Source organism: Synechococcus sp. WH 5701 (assembly GCF_000153045.1).
GTDB lineage: Bacteria > Cyanobacteriota > Cyanobacteriia > PCC-6307 > Cyanobiaceae > Regnicoccus_A > Regnicoccus_A antarcticus.
On the sequence record NZ_CH724160.1, the window covers coordinates 364,210 to 379,025 of the forward strand.

General features: G+C 68.8%; 18 protein-coding genes. 11 read left to right on the top strand and 7 right to left on the bottom strand.

Features of this window, described 5'->3' with window-relative positions:
• Positions 1 to 46 precede the first annotated feature (46 nt).
• From WH5701_RS11910 to WH5701_RS11925, 4 genes are all read right to left on the bottom strand, one after another.
• On the bottom strand, positions 47 to 511 hold the full coding sequence (locus WH5701_RS11910) for a cupredoxin domain-containing protein (RefSeq protein WP_006172655.1): 465 nt from the start codon (positions 509 to 511) through the stop codon (positions 47 to 49).
• Entirely contained in the window at positions 511 to 2,547 is a 2,037-nt protein-coding gene (locus WH5701_RS11915; RefSeq protein ID WP_006172656.1) for a copper-translocating P-type ATPase, read from the bottom strand. Before WH5701_RS11915 ends, WH5701_RS11910 begins: the two co-directional genes overlap by 1 nt.
• Before the next feature lie 317 nt (positions 2,548 to 2,864).
• The gene (locus tag WH5701_RS11920) at positions 2,865 to 3,119 is read right to left on the bottom strand and encodes a DUF3721 domain-containing protein (protein WP_006172657.1); all 255 of its coding nucleotides are present in this window, start codon (positions 3,117 to 3,119) and stop codon (positions 2,865 to 2,867) included.
• A gap of 46 nt (positions 3,120 to 3,165) precedes the next feature.
• Positions 3,166 to 3,381 (bottom strand): DUF3721 domain-containing protein, encoded by a 216-nt coding sequence (locus WH5701_RS11925; RefSeq protein WP_006172658.1) that lies wholly within the window; start codon positions 3,379 to 3,381, stop codon positions 3,166 to 3,168.
• A gap of 63 nt (positions 3,382 to 3,444) precedes the next feature.
• Between WH5701_RS11925 and WH5701_RS11930 the strand changes: the two genes are divergently transcribed.
• From WH5701_RS11930 to WH5701_RS11955, 6 genes are all read left to right on the top strand, one after another.
• A complete protein-coding gene (locus WH5701_RS11930) occupies positions 3,445 to 3,849 on the top strand; it encodes a heavy metal-responsive transcriptional regulator (protein ID WP_156776740.1) in 405 nt (134 codons plus the stop codon).
• A 312-nt stretch (positions 3,850 to 4,161) separates the two neighbouring features.
• Positions 4,162 to 4,689 carry a DUF305 domain-containing protein gene (locus tag WH5701_RS11935; protein ID WP_232201898.1) on the top strand — a complete coding sequence of 176 codons (528 nt, stop codon included), beginning with the start codon at positions 4,162 to 4,164 and terminating at the stop codon, positions 4,687 to 4,689.
• Between the two features lie 6 nt (positions 4,690 to 4,695).
• The gene (gene cutA / locus WH5701_RS11940; protein ID WP_006172661.1) at positions 4,696 to 5,031 is read left to right on the top strand and encodes a divalent-cation tolerance protein CutA; all 336 of its coding nucleotides are present in this window, start codon (positions 4,696 to 4,698) and stop codon (positions 5,029 to 5,031) included.
• A 47-nt stretch (positions 5,032 to 5,078) separates the two neighbouring features.
• Positions 5,079 to 6,062 (top strand): class I SAM-dependent methyltransferase, encoded by a 984-nt coding sequence (locus WH5701_RS11945; RefSeq protein WP_006172662.1) that lies wholly within the window; start codon positions 5,079 to 5,081, stop codon positions 6,060 to 6,062.
• Positions 6,059 to 6,298, top strand: a complete 240-nt coding sequence (locus tag WH5701_RS11950; protein ID WP_006172664.1) for a MoaD/ThiS family protein — start codon at positions 6,059 to 6,061, stop codon at positions 6,296 to 6,298. Before WH5701_RS11945 ends, WH5701_RS11950 begins: the two co-directional genes overlap by 4 nt.
• Before the next feature lie 4 nt (positions 6,299 to 6,302).
• The gene (locus tag WH5701_RS11955) at positions 6,303 to 6,767 is read left to right on the top strand and encodes a molybdenum cofactor biosynthesis protein MoaE (protein WP_037981352.1); all 465 of its coding nucleotides are present in this window, start codon (positions 6,303 to 6,305) and stop codon (positions 6,765 to 6,767) included.
• 35 nt (positions 6,768 to 6,802) lie between these two features.
• On the opposite strand, the gene glp is transcribed toward WH5701_RS11955, so the two are convergent.
• From glp to WH5701_RS15825, 3 genes are read right to left on the bottom strand one after another with little or no spacing between them, the layout of a single operon-like run.
• Complete coding sequence (gene glp / locus WH5701_RS11960; protein WP_006172668.1) at positions 6,803 to 8,056, bottom strand: gephyrin-like molybdotransferase Glp; 1,254 nt, start codon at positions 8,054 to 8,056, stop codon at positions 6,803 to 6,805.
• A 13-nt stretch (positions 8,057 to 8,069) separates the two neighbouring features.
• A complete protein-coding gene (gene moaC, locus WH5701_RS11965; RefSeq protein ID WP_232201900.1) occupies positions 8,070 to 8,573 on the bottom strand; it encodes a cyclic pyranopterin monophosphate synthase MoaC in 504 nt (167 codons plus the stop codon).
• A gap of 24 nt (positions 8,574 to 8,597) precedes the next feature.
• On the bottom strand, positions 8,598 to 9,119 hold the full coding sequence (locus WH5701_RS15825) for a DM13 domain-containing protein (RefSeq protein ID WP_156776742.1): 522 nt from the start codon (positions 9,117 to 9,119) through the stop codon (positions 8,598 to 8,600).
• Positions 9,120 to 9,204: 85 nt separating this feature from the next.
• Here WH5701_RS15825 and WH5701_RS11975 point away from each other — a divergent pair, with 85 nt between their 5' ends.
• The 5 genes from WH5701_RS11975 to WH5701_RS11995 are packed head-to-tail and all read left to right on the top strand — an operon-like array spanning position 9,205 to position 14,815.
• Positions 9,205 to 9,780 (top strand): sigma-70 family RNA polymerase sigma factor, encoded by a 576-nt coding sequence (locus WH5701_RS11975; RefSeq protein ID WP_232201902.1) that lies wholly within the window; start codon positions 9,205 to 9,207, stop codon positions 9,778 to 9,780.
• Entirely contained in the window at positions 9,777 to 10,502 is a 726-nt protein-coding gene (locus WH5701_RS11980; protein WP_006172674.1) for an anti-sigma factor domain-containing protein, read from the top strand. Before WH5701_RS11975 ends, WH5701_RS11980 begins: the two co-directional genes overlap by 4 nt.
• Before the next feature lie 8 nt (positions 10,503 to 10,510).
• The gene (gene arsS / locus WH5701_RS11985; protein WP_006172676.1) at positions 10,511 to 11,494 is read left to right on the top strand and encodes an arsenosugar biosynthesis radical SAM (seleno)protein ArsS; all 984 of its coding nucleotides are present in this window, start codon (positions 10,511 to 10,513) and stop codon (positions 11,492 to 11,494) included.
• A complete protein-coding gene (locus tag WH5701_RS11990) occupies positions 11,491 to 13,698 on the top strand; it encodes an FAD-dependent oxidoreductase (protein WP_006172677.1) in 2,208 nt (735 codons plus the stop codon). Before arsS ends, WH5701_RS11990 begins: the two co-directional genes overlap by 4 nt.
• Before the next feature lie 37 nt (positions 13,699 to 13,735).
• Positions 13,736 to 14,815: a methyltransferase domain-containing protein gene (locus tag WH5701_RS11995; protein WP_006172679.1), complete on the top strand. Its 1,080-nt coding sequence runs from the start codon at positions 13,736 to 13,738 to the stop codon at positions 14,813 to 14,815.
• Position 14,816 lies beyond the last annotated feature (1 nt).

Consider the following 14,816-nt stretch of genomic DNA (forward strand, 5'->3'; position numbering starts at 1 on the left):
GCAGGATGCTGGCGGTGGAGGGATTACGCAAGCCCGAGTACCACAACTACGACGCCCTTGTTGCGCTCTGATCCACCACCTCCAGGACTCCGCGCACCATGTTCATGCCGCAGTGGAAGGGATAGACGCCAGCCTCCGTGGGCGGCAACTCCAGGCTGGTGGTGGCATCAAGGGGCAGATCAAGGGTTTTGTGGAAATCGGGGAAGATCACCTGGGCCACACAGCCGCTCGGATCGATCCGGTGAAACGCCAGCCGCAGCGGCCGGCCGGCCTTCACTTTGATTCTTGAGGGCGCATAGCCGCCATCCACGGTGATGGTGATTTCCTGCACGCCAGCCTCGCCATCGCGGGCCGCCACACCACCGCCATGGCCGCCCAGGAACCACCACAGTTCCCAGGCGATCAGCACCACACCAACGCCGGCGACCAGGGCCTTCAGCACCACGGGCTGGTCGATGGTGCGCCAGAGCGGTTCGGCATTGATCAGCTCGGCAGCAAAGAGATTGGTCATCAGCTGGCGGCAACGGGAAGGGGCGTGGGCCGAAAGTTCCGCAACCGCAGAGCATTGCTCACCACCGACACCGAGCTGAAGGCCATGGCGGCGCCGGCGATCATCGGGCTCAGCAGCCAGCCGGTGAGGGGAAACAGCAGGCCGGCGGCGATCGGGATGCCGGCCACGTTGTAGGCGAAGGCGAAGAACAGGTTCTGGCGGACGTTGGCCATGGCGGCACGGCTGAGCTCGATCGCCGCCGGCACCCCGGCCAGGTTGCCGGAGATCAGGGTGATGTCGCTGGCGGCGATCGCCACATCGGTGCCGGTGCCCATGGCGATGCCCACATCCGCCTGGGCCAGGGCGGGGGCGTCGTTGATGCCGTCGCCCACCATCGCCACCAGGCCCTCCATTTTCTGCTGCAGCTCCTGCACCACCGAGGCCTTGTCAGCGGGGCGCACCTCGGCGATCACCCGCTCGATCCCCACCTGGGCGGCCACCACCTCGGCGGTGCGGCGGGCATCGCCGCTGAGCATCACCACCTGCAGACCCAGGCGCCGCAGGGCGGCCACGGCGGCTTCCGAACTGGTTTTGAGGGGATCGGCCACCCCGAAGCAGGCCTCAATCCGCCCGTCCACCACCACGGCCGCCACGCTGCAGGCGGCGGCCTCGAGACGCTCCACCAGGGGCTTGAGGGCGGCGGTGTCGATGCCGAGCTCCGCGAACCAGCGGGGAGTGCCGACCCGCACCTGCTGGCCGGCGACCACCCCCTGCACGCCGCGGCCGGCCACGGCCTCGAAGCCCTCCACCGCAGGCATTGAGCCGTCCTTCAACTGGCTGCGGGCATAGGTGACGATCGCTTCGGCCAGGGGATGCTCCGAGCGGGATTCCAGCGATGCCGTGAGCGCCAGCAGGGTGCTGGCCGGAAGTCCACCACCGTTCAGCCGCTCGAAATCGGTTACCTCCGGCTGGCCGCGGGTGAGGGTGCCGGTCTTGTCGAGCACGATGGTGCGCAGCTTGCCGGCCGTCTCCAGGGCTTCGGCGCTGCGAAAGATCAGGCCGTTCTCGGCCCCCTTGCCGGAGGCCACCATGATCGAGGTGGGGGTGGCCAGGCCCAGGGCACAGGGACAGGCGATCACCAGCACGCTCACCAGAAACAGCATCGCCAGCACCGGGTTGCCGCTGATCAGGAACCAGATCACGAACGCGGCGATCGCCAGGGCAATCACCACCGGCACGAACCAGCCCACCACCTGATCGGCCAGGCGCTGCACCTGGGTGCGGGAGCTCTGGGCCTGGCGCACCAGCTCAACGATCTGGGCCAGCACCGTGCCTGAGCCCACCCGGCTGACGCGGAAGGTGAAACTGCCGCTGCGGTTCATCGAGGCGCCGATCACGGCATCGCCGGCAGCTTTGGCGACAGGAGTGGGTTCACCGGTGAGCATCGATTCCTCCACCCAGGAACTGCCCTCTTCGACCACCCCATCCACGGGCAGCTTCTCGCCCGGACGCACCTGCACCAGGTCCCCGACCACCACCATCGACACAGGAACTTCAACCGGTTGTCCCTCCCGCAGCACCCGGGCGGTGGGGGGCTGGAGCTGCAGCAGCCGCCGGATCGCTTCTGAGGTCTGCCCACGGGCCCGGGCCTCCAGCAGCCGACCCAGCAGCACCAGGGTCAGGATCACCGCCACGGTTTCGTAGTAGACGTCAGCCGGCAGGCCTTCAGCGATCAGCACCTGCGGGAACAGGGTGGTGAACAGCGAGGTGAGGTAAGCAATGCCGGTGCCGGCCGCCACCAGGGTGTTCATGTCGGCGGAGTGCTGCCGGAAAGCCGAGACGGCGCCGGTGAAGAAATCACGCCCGCACCAGAACAACACCGGTGTGGTGAGGATCAGCTGGGTCCAGGGGCTGGTGAACCAGAGCGGCAGGAACGCAAGGCTGTGAAGCCCCAGCATGTGGGGCAGGCTGGAGAGCATCACCAGGACGGTGAGCACGGCAGCCACGCTGACCTTGCGGCGCAGCAGGGTGCGCTCCCGGGCCAGCTCCCGCTCCATGCCGTCCGCCGATACGGCTGGGCCCTCGGCATGGCAGCAAGACGAGCTCGGGGAAGGGGTCATTCCTTCAAGCTAGGGGTGTCCAGTTAGCTGGAGAGTCATGTCCCGTCATTTTCGTATCCTGGTTCCTGATTGTTCGCCTTTGAGCTCAGTGATGTTGGTCGCTTGCGGCGGCCGCCGAGCATCAGGCCGACGCCGGAGATGGCAATTATCAACGTGAGAATTCCGGCAGAAGGCATCGATGTTGTTCGCCAACATCAGTCCATAGATCGAGCCCGACAGCGCGGTGATGATCAGGAGGATCCCCGCGCGTGGAGTCAGTTGTTCCGCAGGGCCTTGTGGAGCGCCTGCTCATTCGCACAGGGCATCCACAACGAGCCCATTGAAAAAGTGCCCTTGCACTTGAGCTCGGCGGCACGTTGTTCAGCTTCCTGCTTGGTCTTGAACATGCCCTTCACATGGGCCTCGGCGGCTGAGCTGGTGAGCAACGGGGCGAAGGCCGCCGCTGCCAGGGCCGCCAGAAGAGCCCAACGGCTGGGCTGCGGGAAGGGGCTGCTGGAGTGCGTGGTCATCGAGTTTGCGCGGGAATGGTCAGAGACAGCCAAGGAAACGCTGGTGTCACTTCTCCCGGGAGACAGCCTTCTCGTACAGATCGAAGTTCTGGCAGGGCATCCATTCCTTCCCCATCGCGAAGGCACCGCTGCACTTGAGTTCCTTGGCTCGCTTTTCCGCAGCGGCCTGGCTCGGAAACATGTTGTTGGCCTGGGCACGGGCTGCGCTGGTACCCAGGCAGACGCCAGCCGACAGGAGGAGAGCCAGAGCGCTGCGGTTCACGGAGTGATGGTGGAGCAAGCCTGAGTCAGCCTAGAGTCTCCCCAAGGGAGGAGAGTCAAGCCCATGACAGCCGTTGGCATGAAGATCGGGGCCCTCGCCATCCGCAGTGGCCTGCCGATCAAGACCCTCCGCTACTACGAAGATCTCGGCCTCCTGCCGGCGGTGGGCCGCAGCGAAGGCGGTTACCGCCTGTTCGGTGAGGAGAGCCTGCGGCGCCTGGACTTCATCCGGCGGCTCAAGAGCCTCGGTCTGACTCTTGATGAAATTCAGGAGTGTCTGGCGGTCCACGATGCCGGTGAGCTCCCCTGCGGCGACATCCAGCGGCAGCTGCAACGGCAGATCGATCTGGTGGACGAAAGGCTGCGGGAACTGCGTCTGTTCAGAAGGGAACTGCAAAGCCTGCTGAAGAACTGGCAAAGCGATCCAGCGCCTAACACGTCCGTGATCTGCCCGAATCTCAACGTCTGAGCAGCCCCCGGCTGGCGGAGGTCGCGTGAACATTCGGCTGAATTGTCAAGCCACTGGCTAGCCCATGGCCACCGTGGAGATGGACGGTAAGCGAGCGGTCTTGAAACGATGGCCAACAACGATCCACGCCGAAGACTCTTCGGGCGGCCAGCCCTGCTGCTGCTGGCCACAGGAGGCATCATCACGGTCTCCCTTTGGGCTGGTACCCAGTGCCTGTCCCAGGGTTGGGGCGGTGCAGGCATGCATGGAACTGGAGGAGGACCAGGCATGCCCGGGTATGGAGGAGGCGTGGGTGGCCCTGGCCAGATGGGGATGGGTTATTCGGATCAGCAGTTCATCGTGATGATGATCCCCCACCACGACGGGGCGATCGCCATGGCCGATCTCGCCCTCACCCGCGCGCAGCGGCCCGAGATCAAGGCCCTGGCCAAGAGCATCAAGGCCAGTCAGACCCGTGAGAACGCCCAGATGCGTGCCTGGTACAAGCAGTGGTACGGCAAAGATGTGCCCAGTTGGGGACCGGGCACAGGCTGGGGCTGGCAGAACGGCATGGGGATGGGCATGGGGATGGGGATGGGGATGGGGATGGGCATGGGTGGAGGTATGGGTGGGGGCGCCATGGGCGGGTGGACGAACCTCTCTGCCCTGAGCGCAGCCCCGGACTTCGACCGTGCCTTCATCGAGCAGATGATTCCCCACCACCAGATGGGCGTGATGATGGCCTCGATGGCCCAGACCAATTCCCAGCACCCGGAGCTTCGTCAGTTGCAGCAGGCCATGGTGCGGGTGCAGAGCGATGAAATCCAGCAGATGGCCCAGTGGTACCGCAGCTGGTACTGAGCCGCCATGACAGCCGACGAGGAAGTCCTGCTCGCCGTTCACACCACGGTGGCGAGCCAAGACGACGCCAGACGGCTGGCACGGGAGGTGATCAGGGCCGGGCTGGCGGCCTGTGCCCAGCTGGAGCCGATCGAGAGCCTCTACATCTGGAAGGGCGAGCTGGTGGAGGAGCCAGAAATCCGGATCACCTTCAAGACCACCCGGCAGCGCCTGCAGTCGCTGATGAAGGTGATTCGTGAGGCTCACCCTTACGAGATCCCGGCAATCACGGCCACGCCCCTGCAGGATCCGGATCCCGCCTATCTGAGCTGGGTGGTCGGGCAAACGCACCCCAAAGCCTGAACTGGGGGCGTCAGGATGGCAGCCTCGCCGCCCATCCCAGCGCCCCGATGAACATCAGCGCCATCAGCTCCGGCCCGGTGATCAGCTCGCCGCCGCCACCTCCCTGGGTGGATGCGCGCACGCCGCTGGGCCGACTGATCGCTGCGGTTCTGGCGGTGGAGCCCATGCGGCAGCTGCTGTTCCTGCAGGCCCGGCGGATGATGATCCGGACGGCCGAAACCCGGGGCATCCCCTGGCGCCATCGCCGTGAGCAGTTGCGCCAGCAGGCGGAGCCGCTGCTGGCCAGCAGCACCGAGGCGGCCGTTGTGACCCCGCCCTACTACCGGGCCCGCTTCCACGCCTATGCCCAGGGCAACCTCTGCTGGGATGCCGCCTGTGAGGCGGAGCAGGCCACCGATTCGGTGGCGCTGCGGGTCTGGAAAGAGGAGAAGCAACTCAGCCCGGAAGCCGCCCAGCAGCGCATGCGCAACGGCATCTATGCCGCGATCGAACCCAGCCTCAGCGGCCCGGTGCGCAACGTCCTCGACATCGGCTGCTCGGTGGGGGTGGGCACCCTGGCGCTGACCGACTGGCTGGAGCAGCACGGCCACAGCGGCGTGCACGTGAGCGGCCTCGACCTCTCCCCCCAGATGCTCGCGGTGGCGAAGGTGCGCGATGCCGGCGGCCGCATCAAGGCCTGGCACCACCGCGCCGCCGAGGCCAGCGGCCTGCCGGCGGCGAGCTTCGATCTGATCACCGCCCAGTTCCTTTGCCATGAACTGCCGGGTGACGCCAGCCGCGCGGTGCTCAGGGAAGCGAAGCGGCTGCTGCGGCCCCAAGGCGTGCTGGCCCTGGTGGACCAGGACCCGGAAGCGGAGGTGATCCGCGCCATGCCGCCGGCCCTGGCCACCCTGCTCAAGGCCACAGAGCCCTACCTCGAGGACTACTTCCGTCTGGATCTGCCTGCCGCCCTGGCCGAGGCAGGCTTCGCTGCCATCCGCCGGGTGGCCTCCGACCACCGCCACCGGGTGCTGGTGGCCACCTGTCCGTGATCCGCGTGCGCCTGTTCGCCTCCCTGCGGGAGCAGGCGGGCTGGGGGGAGCGAAGCCTCGCCATCTCGACGGAATCCCCGGCCCCCACACCGGCCAGCCTCTGGCAGCAGCTGGGTCTGGGTGAGGCCGTCCCGCCCCAGGTGCGGGTGGCGGTGAACCAGGCCTTCGCTGCACTCGATGAGCCGCTCCAGCCCGGCGATGTGGTGGCCTTCCTGCCCCCCATCAGTGGTGGCTGAACTGATGGCTGACCCACAACCGGACTTGGTTCTGCAGCTCCACCCCGAGCGCTTCGATCCCCTCGCGGCCCTGGCGGACTGGCAGCGGGGCTTCGCGGCCCGCGGCGCCGAAGCACCCGCGGCGGAAGCCCATTTCATCGGCCGTGTGCGCGGCCGCACCGCCAGCGGCGCGCCGCTTGAAGCCCTGGAGCTGGAGCATTACCCCGGCATGACCGAAGCCCAGATCGAGCGGATCGCCGCCGCCATCAGCCGCCGCCATGGCCTGCTGGCGCTGCGGGTGGATCACCGGGTGGGGCGGGTGCTGCCGGGGGAGGCGATCGTGCTGGTGGCGGTGGCGGCCGATCGCCGCGGTCCGGCCCAGCGCGGTGGCCAGGAGCTGCTCGAAGCCCTCAAGCACGACGCCCCCTTCTGGAAGCGCGAATGGTGCGGCGGCGTGGGCACCTGGGTGGAGGGCAACACCGCCTACTGACCACCGGCTGAACCACTGGGGCCCAGCGGCGGCCCTCAGAAGATCGGAAGCCGCAGCAGCTGCGCCCACAGCTCCGTGCCCGCCGCCAGGGTGCCCAGCTCCGCCGGAATCTCCAGCAGCAGGTCGGCCCTCTGCAGCGAACCGATGCGCGAGGAGGCCTGGCTGCCGTCCACCAAGGCCAGCAGCTCCCCTTCGGCTCCCACCTGCAGACGGGCGCGGGCCAGCTCGGGGCGGCCTGCACCACGCCGAAGCTCGGCCGCCAGGCGCACTTTCAGGCGCGGCAGCGGCTCCACCGGCGCCCCCTCCAGCCGCTGCAGAGCCGGCACCAGCAGCTGCAGGGCCGTGATCGCCACCGCCACCGGATTGCCCGGCAGCCCGAAAAACGGCGTGCCCAGCAGCTCCCCGAAGGCGAAGGGCCTCCCGGGCTTGAGGAACAACTTCCAGAAGGCCACCGATCCAAGCTCCGCCAGCAGCGGCCGGATCCAGTCGCTGTCGCCCGCCGACACACCGCCGGTGCTTGCCACCAGATCACAGCCGGCCGCCAGCTCCAGCAACGCCGCGCGCAGAGCGGCGGGCTGATCGGCCACCAGCCGCCGCTCGGCCACCACCACCCCCAGCCGCTCCAGCAGCGCCACCAACAGCGTGCCGTTGCTCTCCCAGATCTGCCCTGGCCCGCGGGCGCTTCCCGCCGGCACCAGCTCATCGCCGGTGATCAGCAGCCCCAGCCGGGGCCGCGGCCGCAGCGCCAGCTCCGCCACTCCGCAGCTGGCCAGCCTGCCCAGATCGGCGGGCCCCAGGCGCACTCCGGCGCCCAGCAGCTCCTGGCCGGCGCCGGCCTCCTCGTCGGCGGCGCGGATCCAGGGGTTGGGCCCAGCCTCGCGGCTGAGGCGCAGGCGCTCACCATCGGCTTCCACCAGCTCCTGGGGCAGCACCCTGGTGGCCCCCTCGGGCAGGGGCGCGCCGGTGAGGATGCGGATCGCCTCCCCCTCAGCCAGGGGCCGTGGGTAGGGAGCGCCGGGGGCCGAGCGGCCCATCAGCGGCCACGAGTGTCCCACCTGCGGGACACTCGTGGCCGCCAGGGCATAGCCATCCATGATCGAGGCGCGAAAGCCGGGCACCGCCTCCGTGGCCACCACCGACTCGGCAGTCACCCGGCCCAGGGCCTGCTGCAACGGCAGGCTCTCGCTGCCGGCCAGGGGTGTGAGGGCGGCGAGCACCTGGCGGCGGGCCTCCTCCAGGGGCAGGCCTTCGCGGGGATAGGGCTCAAGCGATGCAGCGCTGGTGCTCATCGGGGCTCACGGCTCAGGAGGGCACGGCGCTGGGATGGATCCAGTCGCCGTGGCGTCCCCCCGTTTTGCTCAGCAGCCGCACCGGGCCGATGGTCATGGCCGGATCAGCGGATTTCACCATGTCGTAGAGGGTGAGCAGACCCACCTGCACGGCGGTGAGTGCCTCCATCTCCACACCGGTGGGACCGGTGCTGCGCGCGCTGGCCTCGAGGCGCAGGCCACAGCCATCGGCGCTGGGCTCGATGCGCACCTCCAGGCCCGTGAGCGCGATCGGATGGCACAGAGGGATCAGCTCCCAGGTGCGCTTGGCCCCCTGGATCGCCGCCACCCGTGCCACAGCCAGCACATCGCCTTTGGGGGCCCGGCCTTCCAGCACCAGGGCCAGCACCGAAGCCTCCATGCTGAGGAAGCCTTCGGCCACGGCGCGGCGGTCTGTGGCGGGGCGATCGCCCACCTCCACCATGTGCACCTCACCGCTGGCGTTGAGGTGGCTGAGCCGGCCCGGGGCTGAATCCATGCCGGCGATCATGGCGGGTCGAGATCACTTCATCATCGAATCCTTCACCTTGGAGTCGTGCTGGATGGGCGCCCAGGCCATGGTGGCGTTGAACTTCTGGCACCAGATCAGCACCGACTTCTGCTTGCTCAGATCGATCGAGGCGGGGATCACGTACCTCTGGGCTCCCTTGCTCGACTTGAGCGGCGCGAGCACGGTGTAGCTGCCGGCCTTGAGCTCGTACTTGGGAGGCTTGCTCATCGCCAGCGGCTTGGCCGATGGGCTGAAGGCCACCTTCAGATCAGGAGCACTGTCGTTGGTCTTGAAATCACTGCTGAGCACGAGCACCTGCTTGCCCGCTTCGGTCTTGATCATGAAGCTGCCACTCACCGGGGCTTCGGCCTTCTGAAACATGCCGCTGTGGGCACCCATCTCGGCGGCCTGGACTGCCAGCACGGTGGATGCGCCCAGGGCCAGGGCGGCGAGGCCGCGGCCAACGGTTTGATTGGAGAACAACATGACGGGTGGGTGGTGTGAGACCCCTTCCATACCGGCGGGGGCAGCCATCGGATTGCCCCGCTCCCCTGGCCAATCCGATCCGCATGCTCAGCGGTACACCATCTGTTCCAGACCGTTCGGCTCCCCGTTGCGCGTGACCAACCCCGAGCCCAACGCCACCGCACCCCCCGGGGCCAGGCTCCAGGACAACCACCCAGCGGGGTACCCCGATCTGGCCGGCCTCTACGACGCCTGCGGCGCCCCGGTGTTCCGCCTGGCTCTGAGGCTCAGTCAGTCCCATCAGGAGGCGGAAGACCTCTGCCACGACGTCTTCCTGCGTTACTGGCAGCAGGGCCGCTACGACCCGAGGCGGGGGCCGGTGCTGGCCTACCTGCTGATGATGACCCGCTCGATGGCGTTCAACCGCATCGAGCAGCGCCGCAACCGCTGGCAGCTGGTGCAACGCTGGTCGCAGCAGCTGTTTCCCTCGGCCGTGCGCAGCCCCCAGGAAGCCGCCGAGGCCGATGACCTCTCCCAGCGGGTGCGCCTGGCCCTCGAGGCGATCCCCGCCAACCAGCGCCAGGTGCTGGAGATGGCCTACTACGAGGGCCTGAGCCAGTCGGCGATCGCCGAACGGCTGCAACTGCCCCTCGGCACCGTCAAGACCCGCTCCCGCCAGGGTCTGATTCGCCTGCGCGACCAGCTGATCGACGACCGCCCGCAATCATGAGCATCCGCGACCCCCATACCCACGAAACCGGACCTGAGGCGGAGGCCGATCTCGACCTGCTGCTGGCCGGCCATGCCCTCGGCGACCTCGACGAACAGGAGCGCCAGCGGCTGGCGGCGCTCTTGCAGGAGCGCCCTGAGCTGCGCCAGCGCCTCGATGAGTTCAGCACCACCCTCGAACTGCTGCCCCTCGCCCTCCCCGCCGCCGCCAGTCCGCCGCAGCGCCTGCGCCAACGCCTGCTGGCTCAGCCTCCACCGCGGCGGGCGATCCTCCCCTGGCTGCTGCCGGCAGTGATGGGACTGGGGGTGCTGGTGCTGGGCAGCCAGCTGCACCAGACCCGCCAGCAGCTGGCGCGGGTGCAGCAGCAGGCCGGCACAAACGGCACCCTCACCCCCGCCAGCCGGGAGATGCCTCTCCAGGCCATGGGCGGCGAGGGCGGCGCCAGCGGCAAGGTGCTGGTCACGGGCAACCCCACCCACAACATGCTGATGCTCGACGGGCTGCCGCCGCCACCGCCCAACAGCACCTACCGGCTCTGGGCCCGCGTCAATGGCCGCGAGGTGGGCTGCGTTCCCTTCGTTCCCGACGGCAAGGGTCATGTGGCCATGCCGATCCCCACCTACCCCACCAGCGCCGCCAGCAGCGTCAGCGTCAGCATCGAATCGCTGGGGGGCCTGGGGGCCCAGCCCGCCGGACGCCGCATTCTCACCAGCACGATCTGATCTCCACCGTGACCACTGCCCCCCACCTGACCACCCCAAGGCGCAGCCGACAGGAGCCCACCCAGGCCTTCCCGCCAATCAACCGCGGCCGCCTGGACACCCTGCAGGTGAACCTCACCTACCGCTGCAACCAGGCCTGCGTGCACTGCCACGTGAATGCCGGGCCGACCCGCACGGAAAGCATGGAGGCCACCACCCTGGCCCTGATCCCCGAGGTGCTGGCCGCCAGGGGTCTGCGCTGCCTCGACCTGACCGGTGGGGCACCGGAGCTGCACCCTCAGTTCCGGGAGCTGGTGCGAGAGGCCCGCGCCCTGGGGGTGGAGGTGATCGATCGCTGCAACCTCACGATTCTGCAGGAACCGGATCAGGAAGATCTGGCCGCCTTTCTCGCCGAGCAGGGGGTCACGGTGGTGGCCTCACTGCCCTGCTACCTCCAGGACAACGTGGAGCGTCAGCGGGGCTCCGGGGTCTTCCAGCGCAGCATCAGCGGCCTGCGCCAGCTCAACGCCCTCGGCTACGGCCATCCGGGCTCGGGCCGGGAGCTGAACCTGGTGTACAACCCCCAGGGCGCGGCACTGCCACCGGAGCAGGGACCACTGGAGGCCGACTACCGGCGGGTGCTCGCGGCCGATCATGGCGTGGTGTTCAACCAGCTCTATGCCCTGGCCAACATGCCGGTCCAGCGCTTCGCGGCGGTGCTGAGGGCCCAGGGGGAGCTGGAGAGCTACCTGGAGCTGCTGCGCCGCAGCCACCGCGACGACAACCTGACCCAGGTCATGTGCCGCCAGCTGATCAGCGTCGACTGGCAGGGCTTCCTCTACGACTGCGATTTCAACCAGCAGCTGGGGCTGGACGCCGGCGGCCGCCAACGCTCCCACCTGCGTGATCTGCTTGGGCGCGACCCCGCCGGCGATCCGATCCAGGTGGCGGAGCACTGCTTCGGCTGCACCGCCGGCAGCGGCTCCAGCTGCGGCGGGGCCCTGGCCGCATGACTGGCAACCCCAGGCGAGGTGGCCCCACCAGCGCCGCCTCGAGGCGGTGGCTGCTGCTCCTGGCGGTGGTGGTGCTGGTGGCACTGTTTTTCCTGCTGGATCTGCCCCAGAGGCTCAGCCTCGAGGCCCTTCGCGATGCCCATGCCGGCCTGCTGGCCTGGCGCCAGCGGGCTCCCCTCAGCGCCGCCGCCCTCTACGGGCTTGCTTACGTGCTGGTCACCGGCCTCTCCCTGCCCGGCGCGGCGGTGATGACCCTGGCCGGTGGCGCCGTCTTCGGGCTGGGGCTCGGCACCCTGCTGGTGTCGTTCGCGTCCAGCGCCGGCGCCACCATCGCCTTCCTGCTGGCGCGCACCCTGCTGCGGGAGCCGATGCTGAGGCGCTTCGGCACGCGCCTGGCCCCGATCGAGGAGGGGCTGCGCCGCGATGGGGTGCTCTACCTGCTCAGCCTACGGCTGGTGCCGGTGTTTCCCTTTTTCCTGGTGAACGTGGTGATGGGGCTGACCCCGATCCGCACACTCTCCTTTTATCTCACCAGCCAGATCGGCATGCTGCCCGGCACCCTCGTGTACGTGAACGCCGGCACGCAGCTGGCGCAGCTGCGCAGCCTCGAGGGCATCCTCACGCCGCCGCTGCTGCTGTCGCTGGCGCTGCTGGGGGCCTTCCCCTGGATCGCGCGGCTGGCCCTGGAGCGCTGGAAGCTCTGGCGGCTCTACCGCCCCTGGACGAAGCCAGCCCGCTTCGATCGCAACCTGATCGTGATCGGTGCCGGTGCAGCGGGCCTGGTCACCGCTTACATCGCCGCCGCCGTGAAGGCGAAGGTGACCCTGATCGAAGCCGAGCGCATGGGCGGTGACTGCCTCAACACCGGCTGCGTGCCCAGCAAGGCCCTGATCGCCACGGCCCGAGCGGCGGCGCGCATGCGCCAGGCTGATCGCTACGGACTCGAGCCCCACGAGCCCAGCGTGTCGTTGCCGCTGGTGCTGGAGCGGGTGTTCGCCAAGGTGGCGGAGGTGGCCCCCCACGACAGCGTCGAGCGCTACGAGGGGCTGGGGGTGGAGGTGCTGCGCGGCCACGGACGCCTGATCGACCCCTGGACCGTGGCGATCACCACACGCGATGGCCAGGAGCAACGGCTCACGGCGCCGGCCATCGTGCTGGCCACCGGCGCCAGTCCGGTGCTGCCGGATCTGCCTGGGGCCGATGCGGTCGGCCTGCTCACCAGTGAAACGGTGTGGCAGGCCCTGCGGGATTGCCCCCTGGCCTCACCGCGAATCGTGGTGATGGGAGGCGGTCCGATCGGTTGTGAACTCTCCCAGGCTCTGGCCCGCCTGGGCGCACGGGTCACCCTGCTGCAGCGGGGCCCGCAACTGCTCAGCCGCGAAGACCCCGACGCGGCCGCCGTGGTGCACCAGGCCCTCGAAGCCGATGGCGTGCGGGTGCTCACCAGTTGCACGGTGCGGGGCTTCGAGCCCCGCCCGGCGGCGACAGCAGTGCTGATCACAACCGGCGGCCCCGAGGCTCCCGAGGCCAGCGAACTGCTCGGTGATCAGGTGCTCTGCGCCATCGGCCGGCGGGCAAGGCTGGAGGGCTATGGCCTTGAGGAGCTGGGCATCCCCACCGGCCGCACCATCGACACCAACGCCTCTCTTCAGACGCTGTTCCCCAACATCTATGCCGCCGGTGATGTGGCCGGCCCCTGGCAGTTCACCCACACTGCCGCCCACCAGGCCTGGTATGCCGCCGTGAACGCCCTGTTCGGGCCCTTCCGCCGCTTCCGCGTCGACGGGCGGGTGATCCCGCGCACCACCTTCACCGATCCGGAGGTGGCGGGAGTGGGGCTGAGCGAAAGCGAGGCCGCCCGCCAGGGGGTGGCGGTGGAGGTGACCCGCTTCCCGTTGCATGAGCTCGATCGGGCGATCGTGGAGAGCGCCGAAACGGGTTTCGTGAAGGTGCTCACGCCCCCGGGCAGCGACAGGATCCTTGGGGTGACGATCGTGGCTGAGCAGGCCGGTGAGCTGCTCGCGGAGTTCGTGCTGGCCATGCGCTGGCGCCTGGGACTCGGCAAAATCCTCTCCACCATCCACGCCTATCCCACCCTCTCGGAAGCCAACAAGTACGCCGCCGGTGCCTGGAAACGGGCCCACGCCCCCCAGCGCACCCTGGCCCTGCTGCAACGCTTCCACAGCTGGCGCCGCGGCGCCTGACTTCCGCCATGACAGCCCTCCTCCGTTTCGTCTCGCCATGACCGCATCCACAACCAGCAGCTGCTGCAGCAGCGACGACTCCGGCGTGCGCGAGGCCGTGCAGACCTATTACGGCAGCACCCTGGCCAGCAGCGCCGATCTGCGCACCAGCGCCTGCTGCGATGCCAGCGCGGTGCCCGCCACCCTCAAGCCCCTGCTCAGCCGCCTCCATCCCGAAGTGCTCTCCCGCTACTACGGCTGCGGTCTGGTCTGCCCGCCGCTGCTGGAGGGCGCGCGGGTGCTGGATCTGGGCTGTGGCAGCGGCCGTGACGCCTACCTGCTCGCTCAATTGGTGGGGCCGGGCGGCACGGTGGTGGGGGTCGACATGACGGCTGAGCAGCTGGCGGTGGCCGAAGCCCACCGCGCCTTTCATGCCGAGTGCTTCGGCTACGACAACATCCGTTTTCTGGAGGGCTACATCGAGCACCTGGAGCAGCTCGAGCTGGAGCCCGGCAGCTTCGATGTGGTGATCTCCAACTGCGTGGTGAACCTCTCCACCGACAAGCTGGCTGTGTTGCGCGGGGTGCGGCGGTTGCTCAAACCCGGCGGTGAGTTCTTCTTCGCCGATGTCTACGCCGACCGGCGGGTGCCCCAGGCCTTGCAGGCCGACCCGGTGCTCTATGGCGAATGCCTCAGTGGCGCCCTCTACTGGAACGATTTCCTGCGTCTGGCCCGCCAGGCGGGCTACGCCGATCCGCGCCTGGTGAACGACCGCCCGCTGGAGATCACCGATCCGGAGCTGGCCGAACGCACCGGTGAGCTGCGCTTCTTCTCCGCCACCTACCGGCTGTTCCAGATCGACGACCTCGAAGATGCCTGCGAGGACCACGGCCAGGCCGTGATCTACCGGGGCACGATCCCCGGTCACCCCCACCGCCTCGACTTCGACAAGCACCACAGCCTGGAAGCGGGCCGGGTGTTTCCCGTCTGCGGCAACACCTTCCGGATGCTCCACCAGAGCCGGCTGGCGCCCCATTTCGACTTCATCGGCGCCGACTCCAGCGCCCACTTCGGCCTCTTTCCCGGCTGTGGCAGCGTGATGCCCTTCACAGCGGCAGGCTCCGCCTCCTGTTGTTGAG

Excerpts from the sequence above, each read along its gene's own strand:
- WH5701_RS11910 (WP_006172655.1), bottom strand. The coding sequence starts at position 511 with ATGACCAATCTCTTTGCTGCCGAGCTGATCAATGCCGAACCGCTCTGG.
- WH5701_RS11915 (WP_006172656.1), bottom strand. The coding sequence starts at position 2,547 with ATGGAGCGGGAGCTGGCCCGGGAGCGCACCCTGCTGCGCCGCAAGGTC.
- WH5701_RS11920 (WP_006172657.1), bottom strand. The coding sequence starts at position 3,119 with ATGACCACGCACTCCAGCAGCCCCTTCCCGCAGCCCAGCCGTTGGGCT.
- WH5701_RS11930 (WP_156776740.1), top strand. The coding sequence starts at position 3,445 with ATGACAGCCGTTGGCATGAAGATCGGGGCCCTCGCCATCCGCAGTGGC.
- WH5701_RS11935 (WP_232201898.1), top strand. The coding sequence starts at position 4,162 with ATGGGTTATTCGGATCAGCAGTTCATCGTGATGATGATCCCCCACCAC.
- cutA (WP_006172661.1), top strand. The coding sequence starts at position 4,696 with ATGACAGCCGACGAGGAAGTCCTGCTCGCCGTTCACACCACGGTGGCG.
- WH5701_RS11945 (WP_006172662.1), top strand. The coding sequence starts at position 5,079 with ATGAACATCAGCGCCATCAGCTCCGGCCCGGTGATCAGCTCGCCGCCG.
- WH5701_RS11955 (WP_037981352.1), top strand. The coding sequence starts at position 6,303 with ATGGCTGACCCACAACCGGACTTGGTTCTGCAGCTCCACCCCGAGCGC.
- glp (WP_006172668.1), bottom strand. The coding sequence starts at position 8,056 with ATGAGCACCAGCGCTGCATCGCTTGAGCCCTATCCCCGCGAAGGCCTG.
- moaC (WP_232201900.1), bottom strand. The coding sequence starts at position 8,573 with ATGGATTCAGCCCCGGGCCGGCTCAGCCACCTCAACGCCAGCGGTGAG.
- WH5701_RS15825 (WP_156776742.1), bottom strand. The coding sequence starts at position 9,119 with ATGGCTGCCCCCGCCGGTATGGAAGGGGTCTCACACCACCCACCCGTC.
- WH5701_RS11980 (WP_006172674.1), top strand. The coding sequence starts at position 9,777 with ATGAGCATCCGCGACCCCCATACCCACGAAACCGGACCTGAGGCGGAG.
- WH5701_RS11990 (WP_006172677.1), top strand. The coding sequence starts at position 11,491 with ATGACTGGCAACCCCAGGCGAGGTGGCCCCACCAGCGCCGCCTCGAGG.
- WH5701_RS11995 (WP_006172679.1), top strand. The coding sequence starts at position 13,736 with ATGACCGCATCCACAACCAGCAGCTGCTGCAGCAGCGACGACTCCGGC.